The organism is Desulfocapsa sulfexigens DSM 10523 (assembly GCF_000341395.1).
Taxonomy (GTDB): Bacteria; Desulfobacterota; Desulfobulbia; order Desulfobulbales; family Desulfocapsaceae; genus Desulfocapsa; species Desulfocapsa sulfexigens.
Genome location: NC_020304.1, coordinates 2,375,772 through 2,391,043, shown reverse-complemented (window position 1 = coordinate 2,391,043; position 15,272 = coordinate 2,375,772). Strand labels below are relative to the sequence as shown.

Sequence of the window (15,272 nt, the reverse complement as noted above, 5' to 3'; positions counted from 1 at the left end):
GGCTTGTACACCGCTTTTTGTATTCTTCGTTAAATCTGCGAAAAAAACGTTAAGAAGTTGGCAGACTGACCACAAAATGAACAGTCTGCTTGTTATAATCAGCATCCCAGTCAAGCTGTCCCCCGTGTGCCCGAACAATTTTGTTACTGATAACAAGACCAAGGCCGGTTCCTCTGCTTTTACTGGTAAAGTAGGGTTCAAAAAGCAGCCCACTCTTGTCCTGAGACAGTAAAAAACCACCATTCACAATCTCCACAAGACAGACTGTTGTATCGTCTGCCAAATGAATGGAAATATCTATAAATCCGCCATCGGGTTGTGCTTCCACACTATTTTTAACAAGGTTCTCAAAAAGCTGTTCAAGAAGAACCCTATCACCACGAAGACACATATCCTTGTCACAGCTGATACTTACGGTAATGTTCTGCTGCTCACACTGTGCCTGGTAGAGTGTGACTACCTGAGTGACCAGTACCCCCATATCAATTTTATCTCTTGTTATTTCAAAAGAGTGGATGGAATCTTTCAGTCTGGTGATAATGGTATTAGACCGATCAACAGCGCTGAGCATACTGCGAATGAGCTTGCTGTGATCCTTATCAAGAGTTGCAGCCTCGATCTGAAGACGCTGCAATCCCATACCAATGGCGTTTAAAGGATTGCGGAGTTCATGGGTAAGGGTTGCAGCTGCCCTGCCAAGTGCCGCATCTTCGTGCTGACGCGCCATCTTCCTGTCAAACTCACGCGTCTGCTGCAACCGTTGTCGCTGAATCCGATAAAGGAGCCAGGAGGAAAGTGCACCAAAAAGGATGAGAAAGCTGAGGAAAATCATAAACTCTCGCTGCATCTGCTGGCGACGTTTACCAAAACGATCTGTCTTCAAAGCGACAATAAGCCGCTTATCACCAATAGCAATAACCGTCTCTAAGACCTCCTTTGGTGATACGGGATGCACACCGGAGTCAGCCTCAAAACGTACATAGGCAATATCGTACATATTTTCGAACATATTCAGGAGGCGCTCAACGGAAATCTTATCAAGCGTGGCATCAATTGTCCGGGAAGAAAGACCAACCAACACGCAATCTCCCTGCAGCACACTTCCGGAATCAGGGACAGGAAGGTATGTAAACAAATAAAGCTGTTCATCCCCGAGCCGTTCCAGTCCACCTGATTGCCTGCATTTCCATTCGGGAAGCCAGCCGGAGGGTCCACTCACGGCTTCACTACTCCCGGCCTGGACAATTTTCACCCCTGCAAAGCCAGATTCCATGGCAAAAGCGGTCAATTCGGCACTTGAAAAAGGTTCAACCATATCCAGGTAATGGATAAAACGAGCACTGTTTTCGAGGGATGCTGCAACCGTTTCTTCAAGACTCTTCTGGGAGAGTAAGGTATTGCGCAGGTTTACTTCAACAACTGCTGCTAGAATTTCCGAGTGATCCTGAGCATGTTTCTGAAGTTCATGGGAGGCCTGTTGCGTCTGTCTTAAAAAATACCCCCCGACCAGCACAATAAGCAGTGTAAAAAAAGACAGGTTTGTCCGCCAGCTTGGATAGAGCTTCATCTGCCGCCCCCGCCCCCGCCGCCACCGCCACCACCACCACCGTTGCCACCTCCGTTGCCGTTGCCTCCGTTACCACCATTTCCGCCCCTCCCATTACCGGTACCAGCGTGACCATCTCCCTCGGTATTACGATCATCATGTTCAGAAAAGGATTGACTGTATTTCCTGCTCCGTAACAATCTTACACGAACCCCGGTTGGGTCAGAAGAACAACCGTCTCCCCTGCAACCTCTGATGTCAGTGGCAATAAATGTATTAGCCTCAGCTTCGAGCTGCTTTCCCCACAGGCGAATCGTCTCCCCCACAACGACACATCCGGGCAAGCCTGATGATTGGGAAGAATCCTGTAAATCATTTATCTCCGCGATCTTTACCAAAACAGTCTTTCCTCTGGATACCGCTTCATCGGTAGCTCCCAAAGAGGATGGAGCCGGAGCGATCTCGATTGTATTCCCATCCACACTCAGTACTTTTCCAATAAGAAAATCCTGAGCATACGTTAGGTCTACTCCGATCAAAAAAGTCATCAAAAGTATAACTGCCTCAAGGGCAATCACACGTTTAAGCACATTTTTAGATATCCTTCTTTTCATTCACGATCTCATGAAGAACTTCAAATATTGCCATTGGCTCTGTATCATTAGCGGCTGCTATTTCTTTAATGGTCATTTCAGCTTCGGCCTTCACTCCTTTCTGGGCAAGCCCTCTGCGTATAAGCTGAAACATTAAATCATACTCGCTGCACAAAGCAGCAAGGGTCTTGTTACCAAAACCAGGCATTGGAGAATCGGGAAAATCTACTGCTCCCGTGCTTTCTATCTCCATCGTAGCTGATTTTATTACCGAATAAACAGCCTGAGGACTGATTTTATTGGCAGCAGCAATTACCGCAAGAGTATCAGAACTATCACTGAACTGTACCCCAGCCTTACGAAGAAGGTCCATGGCTCCATCCAGATCCAGATTCTGTTTCTTGGTGAAAAGCTTCAAAGAAGAGAGCTCAGCATGACCATAGGGTGGTTCACCGTATGTTTCTGCAGCCTTGTCCTTAATGGATTCTCCAAAGTTGATGACCGTGCTCATTGGCGGAATCTCAAAATAGGTTCCGACACCGACAACCAGGCTGATCAGCACCGCCACATTAAAGGAAGGAGTGAAGACTTTCAGCTCCCGTGATTTGTTTTTCATATAGGCTTTTATGGGAGCCCAGTTGTAATACATATGAAGGAGGCCGGCAAAAAGGAAGAGAAAACCAAGATTTATATGAAGATTACCCCACTCCACCTTGGTAAGCCCCCATAAGTGCCAGTCCGCCCAATAAGCAATACGCCCCTGGGGGACGATATAGAGAATAACTGAGGTAAGAACCAGCAGTATAAATGAAACGAACATGGTCATGGATGTGATTTTTCGTATGTTCACAATAAAACTCCCCTAAAAAAATGTATGCTACCGATCCAAACACGAGTATTTATGGTACTTCCAGCCCACACTGCCAGAAATGTGCCATATTAGATGAAGCAACATAAACACACAAAAAACAATCTGTTACACCTTGATTTTTCTTTTGATTCTGCTAGCTGACTCGACAATTTCGGCTCTGTCGACATTATTGTCGAATATCGATAATCAGGGACGAAATCAGGAAATCACGGGGAAATACTACAAGATCTCTAAAACTACAGAAATCCTGACTAAAGCAAAACGGCCTGACGTTGACGCAGCATTTCAAACATAATAACACCTGCAGCAACTGAACTGTTTAGAGAATCCAACTGCCCTTCCATGGGAATGGAAAGCAGAACATCACACTGTTTACGAACAAGTGGTCGAATACCTGTTCCTTCACTTCCTATAACGACACAGGCTGGAAGAACAAGGTCTGACTGATACAATGATTGAGCGTCGGTATCCTTTATTGCCCCGAAGATCCAGGCCCCGACATCTTTTAAGGCCTGCAATGACTGCGCAAGATTTGTAACCTGACAGATATCGATATGGGACATGGCACCGGCAGCCGATTTTGCCGCAGTTCCCCCGATGGGGGCAGAACGTTCACGGGTTGCAATTATTCCATCAACACCAGAGGCATGGGCAGATCGTATAATTGCACCAATATTATGGGGATCCTGCAGGGTGTCGAGTGCTATAATCCTCGGGTTAGCACCCTGTTGCACAAGATTCTGAAACTTATCAAGTAAAACTTCAAAGGGTATCAGGGCCGTCTGTGACATTTTAGCGATAACGCCCTGATGGCGAACCTGCGCCGCATCCTCGCCCACAAGACGTAGAGAATCCATAAAGTTTATTTTAATACCGGCAGCTCGCGCCTTCTCAATAATCTCTTCACGTTTTCCCCCTTTTCGATCCTTAACAATAAAGATCTCGCTCACCCGCTCTATTTCCTGTTCAAGGGCTTCGATAACCGGGTGAATTCCCCAGAGCAGATCCTCACTCAAACGAATTTTTCGTTCACTTCCCTTCTGAAAATTCCTATTATTTTTCACTTATTCTCACCTAAGCCACTGTAAAAAATACCATAGCCATCTTGTCGCCCGGAGCGGCACTCTTTTTAATCCCCCCTTGAGGGAAATAAGGAACCGTAACGAAATTGATAGAAGTAGCCATGTTATTTCGTAAGGGCTCCTAAATTAATTGGCTCACCCGAAGGAAGCCGATGCCCCCGACTCCTTTCAGCAATGAGTACTGCTCTTAAGGTCGTAGCTGCCACTTCAAGGTTATCGTTGATCACGAGATACTCGTAGTCGTCGGCACAACTCATCTCTTTCGCAGCGTTTCCCAGGCGCACCATTATAGTCTCCTCGCTATCTGTACCACGACCGCGAAGACGCCTCTCAAGCTCAGCGAGTGACGGAGGGGCCACGAACACCGAAACTGCATGCACACTTTTGTCGCCTGTAATGATCGCAGCCCCCTGAACATCAATATCAAGGATAACATCAACCCCCTGCTCCAACTGTTTTGCCACTGCCGGACGGCTGGTACCATAAAAATTCCCGTGTACTTCAGCCCACTCAAGAAAGAGGTTCTGTTCACGCATGGCCTCAAATTCATCAACAGAAACAAAATGATAATCCACACCATCTGTTTCTCCTGGGCGAGGTGAACGTGTGGTGTGGGAGACAGAAAATGCCAGTCTCTCAACATCTCGCATCACCTTCTTTAATAGCGTTGTTTTTCCGGCACCGGATGGGGCGGAAAGAATAAAAAGCTGTCCAGATTTCGTCATCGTTCTTTCCCTCCTGCCCCTTTTATCGCCTCACCCACATGGGGGCCTAGCTGAAGCGCAGTTAAACGCTGATTAATGGTGTCTGGTTGAATAGAAGAGAGAACAACATGATTGGAATCCATCACCAGCATTGAGCGTGTGCGCCGCCCCTCGGTAACATCAACCAGTTTCCCGGATTCTTTGGCGAGTTCTTTAAGTTTTCTTGCAGGAGATGAACCGGTATTGATCACAGCAACAATACGTTCAACCATAACTGTATTACCGAATCCGACATTAATAAGCTGCATAGGGCCTCCTCCTATTCGAGATTCTGCACCTGCTCTCTCATCTTCTCAAGTTCTGCCTTGAGACTGACGGTGAGATGAGCAATATCAGCATCATTAATTTTAGAGGCCATGGTATTAACCTCACGGAGAAATTCCTGGAGTAGAAAATCGATCTTCCTCCCCGTTGCCTCATCAGCATCAAGGAAGGATCTGAACTGATTAATATGACTTTCCAGACGGACAATCTCTTCGGTCACATCGGTCTTATCGGCAAGGATGGCTACTTCCTGGGCTAAACGCTGGGGATCAAGCTGCACTCTGTCGAGCAATTTCTGCAGACGTTCATTAAGACTCTGCTCTCTACGCTCTAAAAGTTCTGGAATACTGTTGCCGATTTTCTGGACATCGGCAGCAAAATTTTCCAGGCGTTCATGGAGATCCCTGGCCATTGCTTCACCTTCCTGGCTTCGCATGGTGTCACAGGCATCAACGGCCTCCTGCAAAGCAGCTCCCATAACGGGCCAGACAGCCTCCAGGTCTTCTTCCTTCCGTGTCAACACCAGAACATCGGGGTAGGAGGCTAGCCCGGAGAGGGTTGTGTCATTTGCCAGATCAAGCGAATTGGCAAGAGCTGCCAGTGCCTTATTATAGGTTGCAGCAAGGCTGCTGTTTACTTCAATTTTGTGAAGATCGGAAAAATCGCCGCTGACACTGAGCAGAACATCCACCCGACCTCGCTGCAGAGTTTCGGCCACCATTTTCCGCGCCCGCTCTTCAAGATCTGCATAGCCCCTTGGCAATTTAATTTTCAGATCAAGGTGGCGATGATTGACGCAACGAATCTCTGCAACCCACTGCCGCCCTCCGGCCTCTGCTTCACCACGACCGAATCCGGTCATACTCTTACTGGACATTTTTTTCCTTTATCAGCAGCTGCTGAATGTAGTTGCAACTTCTTCGCCGTGGAGTACTGCAAGCAGTTCATTCTGATCCACGGTGGCTGTTCCAATTTTTCCGACCACAACACCGGCTGCAATATTCGCCAGGGACGCGGCATCTGTATAGCTCGCCTTTGCCGCAAGCCCGAGAGCAAGGGCAGCAATCACGGTATCTCCGGCACCCGTCACATCAAACACAGCCTGGGCAGTGGTCGGGATGGAAACCAGTTTCTTCCCCTTTTCAAGGAGTGCCATACCAGCCTCTCCACGGGTAATCAGCACAGCTTCACATCCTGTTTTTTCAAGCAGTATCCCCGCAGCAATGCGCAGATCCTCGACACTTTCAATGGTCATTCCGGCCATCTTCTCAGCTTCCATATGGTTTGGAGTGATAAGGGATGCACCAAAAAAACGTTCCGGCTCACTTGGCTTAGGGTCAACCACCACCGGGATTTTTTTTCCACTCTCTTCCCCAACTCTGGCCACCCGGGCGAGAAGGGTTTTCATCAAGGGCTTTCCGATTACACCCTTATAGTAATCAGAAACAATAACAGCATCAAAATCGGACAAATTTTTGTCCAGAAAAGCAGTCATTGAAGCGACGGCAGAGTCTGAGAGGGCCCCGGTTTGTTCACGGTCAAAACGGACAACCTGTTGTCCCTGAGCCACAACTCGTGTTTTCACAGTGGTGGGACGTCTTCCCTTTACAAGGCCAGCAGTTGAGGCACCCAGTCCGTGCAGGAGATCCTGAAGACGCTCTCCCATTTCATCATCACCTATTATACCGCAGAGAACAGCCGTTCCCCCCAACGAGTATATGTTATGAAGAACATTTGCGCCGCCTCCGAGGAGGAATTCCTCCCTGGTAACATTGACCACGGGCACAGGTGCCTCCGGTGAAATTCGACTCACCGTACCCCAGATAAAATGATCAACGATAATATCACCGACCACAAGTATTTTCTTGCCACTGATCAATTGGACCAGCTTTGAAAGTTCTGATTTCATCTTATAGTTTCACCCAACGCTCGGCCATTCGCTCACACACAAAAACCAACGACTCAATATCTAAAAAATCATTTACCCTGCGATCAAAGAGGACTTTCACCTTAGCAGGAAAACCATCCTCCTTTTCCTCATCCCAAAAAAGGACAAACAGCGGCAGCCTTGGAAGGGCTGGAACAAAAAATGCGGCACTGCAACTCTGTTCCGGGTTCTCCTGACGTACTGCACCAAGACCATCTGCCGAAGCTATAAGCAGGTCAGCCTTGCCAGTAAAATGACTGGCGATACGTTCTTCGCAGTATACCCTGAGGGTACGAACCTTGGAAATGGAATTGGGAAGCGACTCCATACCTATCCAATCCTGTTCCGGTTCCGCACCACCGCCAAAATGGACATAGTTATATAACAAAATCTGATCCCTCGGATCCTCCGCCTCTCTACCGTCTATACGAATGCCATCATGGGATATCTCAACATCCTGTCCAAAGAATTTTAGGAGCAGACTGTCTCTTTCAGGCCCGGACCATTCACAGCCTATAGCCTCGGCAGCCTGGCTAAAATCAATATTGGCTGTCTTTTTTTTCAGATAGGCGACCAGAGCCAGATCCTTCTCATCAAGCAGTTTGGCAACACCTTCAAGTCCATCCTTCCCCCTGTCCGTACCGGAGAATTCGTCACCGAGTTGTGAAACATCAACATAGGGACACTTTTCCGGTCTTTCACCACCCTTGGTCACTGCAGCTGCAAAGGCAAGACATGCCGCATAGCCACACTCACCACAGTTTGTACGAGGAGTAAATTTTATAAATTCTAATGGTTGCATTTTTTAATTTGGACAAAGAAAAACGATGCAGAGGATCTATCCCCTGCATCGTTTGTAACAGCATTATTCAAAGAATGGAAAGCTCTTATTTCATACGTTTATTGAGTTCTTCTTTGACCTCATCGCTCACGTCAACACCGGGAGCAGCGTACAGAACGGCAACCTTGGAATCAAGAATAACGGAAAACCCGTTCTTTTCTCCATAAGCATTCACCACAGTCTGCAACATGTTCAGGATAGGCTCGAGTTCCTTATCCTGTAATTGTTTCAGTTCCATCTTTGCGTCTTCGCTCTTTACCTGGAGTTCACGCTGTCCCATCTGTAATTCGCGAATTTTTTCACCTTTCTTATCTTTACTCCAGGCGGAACTCTTCTTTTCAATCTCCTGCTGCAGTGCGATCAATGCATCCTGCTCTACTTTGAATTTTTCCTGAAGTTCGTTCATCCGCTTCTCAAAAACACCCTTTGCAGTTTTTCCAGCAGTGGACTCAAGAAGAACTTTCTGGATATTCATTACGCCTATTTTCTGAGTCTCAGCACTTTGAGCAACACCACTGCCAAAGGTGAAAGCTGTAACTGCAACCAAGGATACTGCCAATAATAAGTGTTTCAACATCAAATTTTCTCCTGTTTTTTTTTAGGAATTAATCAAAATTTTAAACCAGGTTATTTCTCAACAATAAAATCATCACGACGATTTTGCGCCCACGACAACTCATCGTGACCATGGAGAAGGATTTTTTCCTCACCCAAACTCACGGTGGAAATCCGGTCTGCTGCAATACCAACATTTACAAGATATTTTTTTGCCACCAGGGCACGCTTTTCCCCAAGGGCCAGATTATACTCCCTGGTTCCACGAGGATCACAGTTTCCTTCAATGCGGATTCTGATACCTTCATTATCCTTCAGGAAGTCAGAGTTGACCTTCATCCTCGGAACCTGATCAGGCCGAATCGAAGATCTGTCATAGCCAAAATAAACGGGCAACATGGGCCCCGTTGTACGCCCCTCCATTATACCAATGGATCGGGAATCCAAAGACTCTTCCTGACCAATCGCTGTAGAATCCTGCCTGGAAAGTTCTGCTGTATCTTCAGGCTTTTTACTGCTGCAGGCCGATAATACAAAGATAACACTCAGTAGAAATATTCCACTACTAATTTTACGACCCCTAGTCATGCTTTCCTCCTGTGGACAAAATGTCACACCTTCAACAAACATTGTTCTCATACTACTTTTTACACCTGAAATCAGGTTTCTAATTCTACTTTTATTTGCTAAAAAACACCAGACGTTTTCCATTACTTCATGATAAGATGCTATTTGGGTAAAATTTTTTATTCTGACATGTTTTGCACTTGTAAAATAGAGCACAGCTCTCTAGTGTGCTAATGTTAATGCGACTCATTGCAAAATAATTACTGTAACGGTGTACACGCTCCAATTACCTGGAACAGGTAATCAATAATCATTTATTAAGAACAAGAGAACATAGAATATTATGCAAGCAGGTAACCACTCAGCTGATAATTTAGAACTCCATAAACTTGTGGCAAAAAACAAGTTTGGCACATTCTTCGGCGTATCCCAGGAAATCTTTGATAAGGTCTGGAGCAAACTCACTGCTGCCGACTCAAATTCCGTTGTTTATATTTCCATGGAAATCGGGGCAGACCCCGATGTGTTCCACCCCATCAAAGACACCCTCATGGATCTCGAGAAAACAGACAGCATGGACTCAAATACGAAACAGTTTATCAAAAAACTCTTTCATGGCCCCGAAAAAATCCCCTGCTACGGTGGAGGACTTGGGGTACTTGCAGGTGACACCCTGAAAAGTTTTGCCGATTGCCGGGTTCCTGTAGTCGCTGTAAGTCTACTCTATCGTCATGGCTATTTTTCCCAGATTGTAGACTCAAAGCTTGGTCAGATATCCCAGACTGTAGAATGGCGGCCTGAAGACACTCCTGGCCTCTACCTTCTCCACGACCCTGACAATCCCGAAAAGCCCCTCCAGATCGAGATCCCCTTTTTCAATGAATATGATCAGGAAACCATGGCAGAAGCGCAGGTATGGATGAAGATGGAAGTTAACCACAGCCTGGATTATTTTATTCCTGAGCTGTTGCTCGATTTTTCACTCGCAGACAACCCAATACCCATTCGTGATGCTGCCGGCCAGCTATACAACTCTGATTCTTCCATCATTAAAGCGACCCAACGACGAATGCTTGGAACCGGCATTCTTCCTGTTATGGAAGCGATCGGGATCACCTCGAGCACTCTTCACCTCAATGAGCAGCACGGTGTTGTTGTTGCTCTGCAACTTATTGCTGAAGAACTTCAGGGAATGTTAAAACACAGTAACCTCTGCGAAGCCTCCGAGGAGCAGATTTTTGCAGCAGCGGATAAAGTTGCCAAAAGACTGGTCTACACAATTCATACCCCTGTAAAGGCCGGACATGATCGTTTTAACAAATCGGTTTATGCCGGAATCAGCCATAAATCATGCAGGCACATCCTGGAACTGTTGGCCCACGACGACGAATCACCACATTCCTACAACTTCACCACCCTGGCCATGCGTGTTAACCGTACAGCAAACAGTGTCAGCAGGCTGCACAGGGACGTAACCCATAAACAGTTTCCACGTTTCGCCCAGAAAATCACAGCGATCACCAATGGTGTTCATCACCTGACATGGATCAGTGATGCTCGGGCTGAACTTTTTGACAGCTTCCCGGAACTTGCAGGCTGGAGAGACAATCCAGGAGTACTGCAGAATGCAAAAAAACTTCAACATAACAAACAGTTCAGAACATACCTCCTTCGAGCCTGGGAAAAGGATTCTGAAATCCTCTACCAATACATCAACTCCATGCTCCTCCTTCATCGAAATGAGATGACAAGCACCTGGATAGATCCACCTAACCACTATTCAAACATTATCGATGATACCACGAGACTCACACCTGATGTTTTTACAATAGGCTTCGCCAGACGCTTTTCCACCTATAAACGTGCGGATCTGATCTTTGACAATATTGACACCCTTTGTTCTATCGCACTCAAAAATAACTGGCCCATAAACTTTCTTTTTTCCGGAAAGGCCCACCCAGCAGATGAACCTGGGAAATCCGTCATAAAACTCATTCTTGATTATCAGAAAGAACTCCACGTTAAGAGTAAGGGGCTGGTGAATCTTATTTTCATCCCCAACTATGACATGCAGATAGCCAAGGTTATGGTAGCTGGCGTTCACGCCTGGCTCAACAACCCAAAGCGACCACTCGAGGCCTCCGGAACCAGTGGTATGAAAGCTGCCCTGAACGGCGTACCCAATCTGTCTATTATGGATGGTTGGTGGGTTGAAGGCTACCACGACGGTCTCACCGGATGGAAATTCGGTCACGAGGGTCCGGTGGATGAAGCCGATCTCAGTGAATCCCCCGAAGCTCTCCTCTATGCAGAGGATTCAGCATCATTCTACGAGATGCTCCCCGGTGTTCTTGAGGAATTCTATGGTGACAGCTCTCATTCCCGACTGATTGATAAGGCAATCATGAATCTCTCGCTCAACATTCCTATCTTCAACACCCATCGAATGGCGGCAGAATATCTTCAGAAGTACCAGCTCAAACTTCCCGCAACACTGCAGGCAAGGATGGATGATTTCGCAGCACTCTATAATAGCAATGAATGAAAATTTTGATTGGAAGATTCTCGATTATACTGTAAATTTTAGAAAAATTTGATTTACAGCTTCCTCCACAGGAGAACATAATGGCCAAAGCTCATATAAGTGCAACTAATGCCACGGACAAAACCATACGTGCCATTGACAGAAAACGTGAAAGAGAACGACGCTTTATCCTCAACAAAGCCCGTGACAACGCGGAGGAGTTTGCCACACTGGTAACCCAGCGACTCATTGACAGGAATGTCCTTGAAATCAATTCCGTTCAAGCTGTCAGAGATTCTTTTTTCAGCCAACTGAAAAGTCTTCCTGAAAAGGATGAATTTGACATCCAGATGAAAGTTGCCCCTATCCGTACTCTGGTTCCTGACCCGAACATCCTGAGCCTTTACCTCACCGGGTATGTTATTGAAGATCTTATTGACAATCCAGCAATCGAAGATGTTTTCGGTGAAGATCTTGACGTTTACCGCGCTATTGATTCAGTATTCAAAGTTCTCCGACCAGTACAGTGATTCATCCAGATGGACAGCCTTTTCTCGTATATGGTGATGCTCAGGGGAATATAAAGGATCTCCCCGACCTTCATGCAGCAGGCATGAGTGCAGGAAATTACAGACTCCCCGATAAAGAAGATTTTATCCCGCTGCCCGAAGGCAGCGAACTTTTCGTTCTTCCAGGTCGCCTTCCCGTAGGGTGTGATCTCAATAGTGGAGAAGCACTTTTAGTAGAAGAAGATCCCTATTCCAATGAGACTATCCAGGCGGTTGCCGCCTTTATGTCTCCTGCACATACGGCTATTTTCAACAGCGCCTACCAGACTACTGCAAATGCCCCCCGCCTTCCTCTGTTTGCCTATACAGCCATCGGCTGGTACGACGACAGATTCTGGACCACCGCCTTTCGAAGCGATAATGATATTCGTCAGGACTGTACTCAGTTCAATCAGGAGATAATAAACTCCAGAACTACCAGAAAACTCAAAGACAATAAAAAGAACAGACTTATTCAGCATCTTGGAAAATGTTGCCTGACCTATGCTTGCCCGGCAGCAAGAAATTACTTCCTCGGACGCTGGGAGGCCCCATTACCGACATCTCCTGTTTGCAACGCCAGGTGTATAGGCTGTATTTCTCTCCAGGCATCCGGAAAATGTTCTGCCACTCAGGATAGGATTCAGTTTGTCCCGACGCCCACTGAAATTGCACAGGTAGCTGTTCCCCATCTCCAGAATGCGGATAGTGCCATAGTGAGTTTTGGCCAGGGCTGCGAAGGGGAGCCCCTTCTTCAATCTGATACCCTGGAAAAAGCAATAAAAACGATCCGAAAGAAAACAGACCGAGGTACCATCAACCTTAATTCCAACGCAAGTTTACCAGAGGCCATTCAGCGCCTTGCAGGTGCAGGATTGGACAGTCTACGGGTATCAATAAACTCTGCCCAGGAATATTATCACCATAAATACTACCGCCCCCAGGGCTTCTCTCTCTCAGATGTCCTCGAATCCATTCGAGTGATGAAAAAAGAGGGTGCTTTTGTCTCACTGAACTATTTTATCCTTCCCGGTTTCACAGATTCGGTCCCAGAATTTGAGGCACTGTCAACCCTTCTTAACACTTTTCGCCCAGATCGTATTCAATTACGAAATCTAAACATGGATCCTGAGTGGTACATGCGAAGCATAGGCATCGACCAATCAATTATTTCAATGGGTATGCGCCAGTGGCTTGAAAAAATACAAACAGATTTTCCGCAGTTACAATTGGGATATTACAACCCTCCAATCCGTTAGGAATCCATATTTAACCTCTTTTTTATTTCACAACTCTTCTCTTTCACCTTCATTATGTCAAATTTATTTGCATTTTTCTCTTGCTTAAAACGCAAATTGATCTAAATTAGCGTTCAAGAATAATTACCACTCACTTTTTTTCTTAAGGAGCCACACAATGCAACTTACTCCACAAATGCGTTTGACAACTCAGCGTCAGATAATTTTAGAAGAACTCGGAAAGGTCACCTCCCATCCCACTGCAAATGAAGTATATGACATGGTGAGAAAACGTCTCCCTCGTATTGGCCTGGGAACTGTTTACAGAAACCTTGAACTTATGGCTGAAACCGGAATCATCCTGAAGCTCGAAGTTGGTGGAACCCAAAAACGCTTTGACGCAACCATTGCCCCTCATTACCACATCCGCTGTCTCAGCTGCGGTAAGGTTGATGATATCGAACTTCCCGTAATGACCAGTATTAACAAAACAGCCGCTGATCTAAGTCAATATCAGGTTCTCGGCCACCACATAGAATTTTCAGGAATTTGCAGCGAGTGCAGTAACACTGATTCTGAGGTGCTTGTTAACTGAGACCAGTAAACGGCAGTCAACCCTCATTTTTCAGGCTATTTTCAGTAGCAGAAAGGTAAAAAATAAGGCCCGCTGGAATGTATTCCAACGGGCCTTATTTTATATTTTTTCAAAAGAAATTATTCGAAAATCACCTTACAAAAACGAAGTTTACCCACTTTCACCAGTATACTCCCCCGAGGGGTGACATTTTTATTCATATCCGTCACCTTCTCCCCATCAAGAGATACCGCATTCTGTTTGATCATACGACGCCCATCGGAAGTTGACTTCACCATTTCAAGATCAACGAGAAGCTGGGGCAGCCAGATGTCGTCATTGGAATGAATTCTCTTCTCAACAATATCATCGGGAAGACCACCCTTGCGGAATACTTTCTCAAAATTTTCTTCTGCCTGTTGAGCTGCTTCACTGGAATGAAACCTGGCGGTAAGCTCCCGGGCCAACTGCTTCTTGATCTCCTTTGGATGCAGAGAACCAGAGTCCATCTGCGCCTTCAACTCAGCAATTTCATCCTGGCTCAGGTCACTCAGAAGATCGAAGTATCGGAACATAAGTTCATCGGAGGCAGAAAGAACTTTACCGTAAATATCATTGGCAGGTTCCGAAACTCCAATATAGTTTCCAAGAGATTTGCTCATCTTATTTACGCCATCGAGTCCTTCGAGAAGAGGAAGAGTCATGACCACCTGAGGTTCCTGCCCCCTTGAACGCTGTAGATCACGCCCCATCAGCAGGTTGAACAGCTGATCTGTTCCACCAAGCTCCACATCCGCTTCAAGTGCAACGGAATCATAGCCCTGAATGAGAGGGTACATAAATTCATGAATGGAAATAGGATTTCCTTCACGAAATCTGACCTTGAAATCTTCACGTTCAAGCATCCTGGCAACAGTCAGTTCTGATGCAAGACGAATCATATCAAAGGAATCAAGCTTGCCAAGCCACTCTGAATTAAACACAACTTTGGTTTTCTCAGGATCAAGAATTTTAAAAACCTGTTCCTTATAACTTTCAGCGTTGGCTGCGACATCTTCACGAGTGAGTGCTTTTCTGGTTTCAGACTTTCCTGTCGGATCTCCTATCATTCCAGTAAAGTCGCCGATGAGAAAAAAAACATCGTGACCTAAATCCTGAAAATGCTTTAACTTCTGAAGTAAAACCGTATGCCCCAGATGAAGATCGGGGGCCGTTGGATCAAAACCTGCTTTTATCCTGAGCGGAACACCACTTTCTTGAGATTTCTTCAGTTTTTTGAGCAGTTCATCATGACCAATACAGTCAACCACTCCTCTTTCGAGTAGAGTTATTTGTTCTTCTATCGTTGCCATTTTACGTTTATATAAAATTAGGAATT

At 46.0% G+C, this 15,272-nt stretch carries 16 protein-coding genes; 4 read left to right on the top strand and 12 right to left on the bottom strand.

The genetic code is table 11. From position 1 onward, the window contains the following. Positions 1-49: 49 nt before the first annotated feature. From UWK_RS10610 to UWK_RS10560, 11 genes are all read right to left on the bottom strand, one after another. Positions 50-1,567, bottom strand: a complete 1,518-nt coding sequence (locus UWK_RS10610) for a sensor histidine kinase (protein ID WP_015404366.1) — start codon at positions 1,565-1,567, stop codon at positions 50-52. After that, positions 1,564-2,160 (bottom strand): hypothetical protein, encoded by a 597-nt coding sequence (locus tag UWK_RS19595; RefSeq protein ID WP_015404365.1) that lies wholly within the window; start codon positions 2,158-2,160, stop codon positions 1,564-1,566. Before UWK_RS19595 ends, UWK_RS10610 begins: the two co-directional genes overlap by 4 nt. Continuing rightward, on the bottom strand, positions 2,141-2,989 hold the full coding sequence (locus UWK_RS10600; protein ID WP_015404364.1) for a DUF4405 domain-containing protein: 849 nt from the start codon (positions 2,987-2,989) through the stop codon (positions 2,141-2,143). The genes UWK_RS19595 and UWK_RS10600 overlap by 20 nt, the downstream gene beginning before the upstream one ends. Before the next feature lie 272 nt (positions 2,990-3,261). Further along, complete coding sequence (rlmB, locus tag UWK_RS10595) at positions 3,262-4,074, bottom strand: 23S rRNA (guanosine(2251)-2'-O)-methyltransferase RlmB (RefSeq protein ID WP_015404363.1); 813 nt, start codon at positions 4,072-4,074, stop codon at positions 3,262-3,264. A gap of 122 nt (positions 4,075-4,196) precedes the next feature. After that, positions 4,197-4,817 (bottom strand): guanylate kinase, encoded by a 621-nt coding sequence (gene gmk / locus UWK_RS10590; RefSeq protein ID WP_015404362.1) that lies wholly within the window; start codon positions 4,815-4,817, stop codon positions 4,197-4,199. After that, a complete protein-coding gene (locus tag UWK_RS10585) occupies positions 4,814-5,104 on the bottom strand; it encodes a DUF370 domain-containing protein (RefSeq protein ID WP_015404361.1) in 291 nt (96 codons plus the stop codon). The genes gmk and UWK_RS10585 overlap by 4 nt, the downstream gene beginning before the upstream one ends. An 11-nt stretch (positions 5,105-5,115) precedes the next feature. Next, a complete protein-coding gene (locus tag UWK_RS10580; protein ID WP_015404360.1) occupies positions 5,116-5,997 on the bottom strand; it encodes a YicC/YloC family endoribonuclease in 882 nt (293 codons plus the stop codon). A gap of 12 nt (positions 5,998-6,009) precedes the next feature. Beyond that, positions 6,010-7,029 (bottom strand): D-glycero-beta-D-manno-heptose-7-phosphate kinase, encoded by a 1,020-nt coding sequence (rfaE1, locus tag UWK_RS10575; RefSeq protein WP_015404359.1) that lies wholly within the window; start codon positions 7,027-7,029, stop codon positions 6,010-6,012. Between the two features lies 1 nt (position 7,030). Further along, positions 7,031-7,849 (bottom strand): DUF3786 domain-containing protein, encoded by an 819-nt coding sequence (locus UWK_RS10570; protein WP_015404358.1) that lies wholly within the window; start codon positions 7,847-7,849, stop codon positions 7,031-7,033. 85 nt (positions 7,850-7,934) lie between these two features. Further along, complete coding sequence (locus tag UWK_RS10565) at positions 7,935-8,465, bottom strand: OmpH family outer membrane protein (protein ID WP_015404357.1); 531 nt, start codon at positions 8,463-8,465, stop codon at positions 7,935-7,937. Positions 8,466-8,515: 50 nt separating this feature from the next. Further along, positions 8,516-9,031 carry an OmpA family protein gene (locus UWK_RS10560; RefSeq protein WP_015404356.1) on the bottom strand — a complete coding sequence of 172 codons (516 nt, stop codon included), beginning with the start codon at positions 9,029-9,031 and terminating at the stop codon, positions 8,516-8,518. Between the two features lie 322 nt (positions 9,032-9,353). Between UWK_RS10560 and glgP the strand changes: the two genes are divergently transcribed. From glgP to UWK_RS10540, 4 genes are all read left to right on the top strand, one after another. Continuing rightward, entirely contained in the window at positions 9,354-11,555 is a 2,202-nt protein-coding gene (gene glgP / locus UWK_RS10555; protein WP_015404355.1) for an alpha-glucan family phosphorylase, read from the top strand. Positions 11,556-11,635: 80 nt separating this feature from the next. Continuing rightward, positions 11,636-12,064, top strand: coding sequence for a hypothetical protein (locus UWK_RS10550; RefSeq protein WP_015404354.1), 429 nt, complete (start codon positions 11,636-11,638; stop codon positions 12,062-12,064). Further along, positions 12,061-13,341 carry a radical SAM protein gene (locus UWK_RS10545; RefSeq protein WP_015404353.1) on the top strand — a complete coding sequence of 427 codons (1,281 nt, stop codon included), beginning with the start codon at positions 12,061-12,063 and terminating at the stop codon, positions 13,339-13,341. The genes UWK_RS10550 and UWK_RS10545 overlap by 4 nt, the downstream gene beginning before the upstream one ends. A gap of 157 nt (positions 13,342-13,498) precedes the next feature. Further along, positions 13,499-13,915, top strand: a complete 417-nt coding sequence (locus tag UWK_RS10540) for a Fur family transcriptional regulator (protein WP_015404352.1) — start codon at positions 13,499-13,501, stop codon at positions 13,913-13,915. A gap of 119 nt (positions 13,916-14,034) precedes the next feature. On the opposite strand, the gene tyrS is transcribed toward UWK_RS10540, so the two are convergent. Continuing rightward, positions 14,035-15,246 carry a tyrosine--tRNA ligase gene (gene tyrS / locus UWK_RS10535; RefSeq protein WP_015404351.1) on the bottom strand — a complete coding sequence of 404 codons (1,212 nt, stop codon included), beginning with the start codon at positions 15,244-15,246 and terminating at the stop codon, positions 14,035-14,037. Positions 15,247-15,272 lie beyond the last annotated feature (26 nt).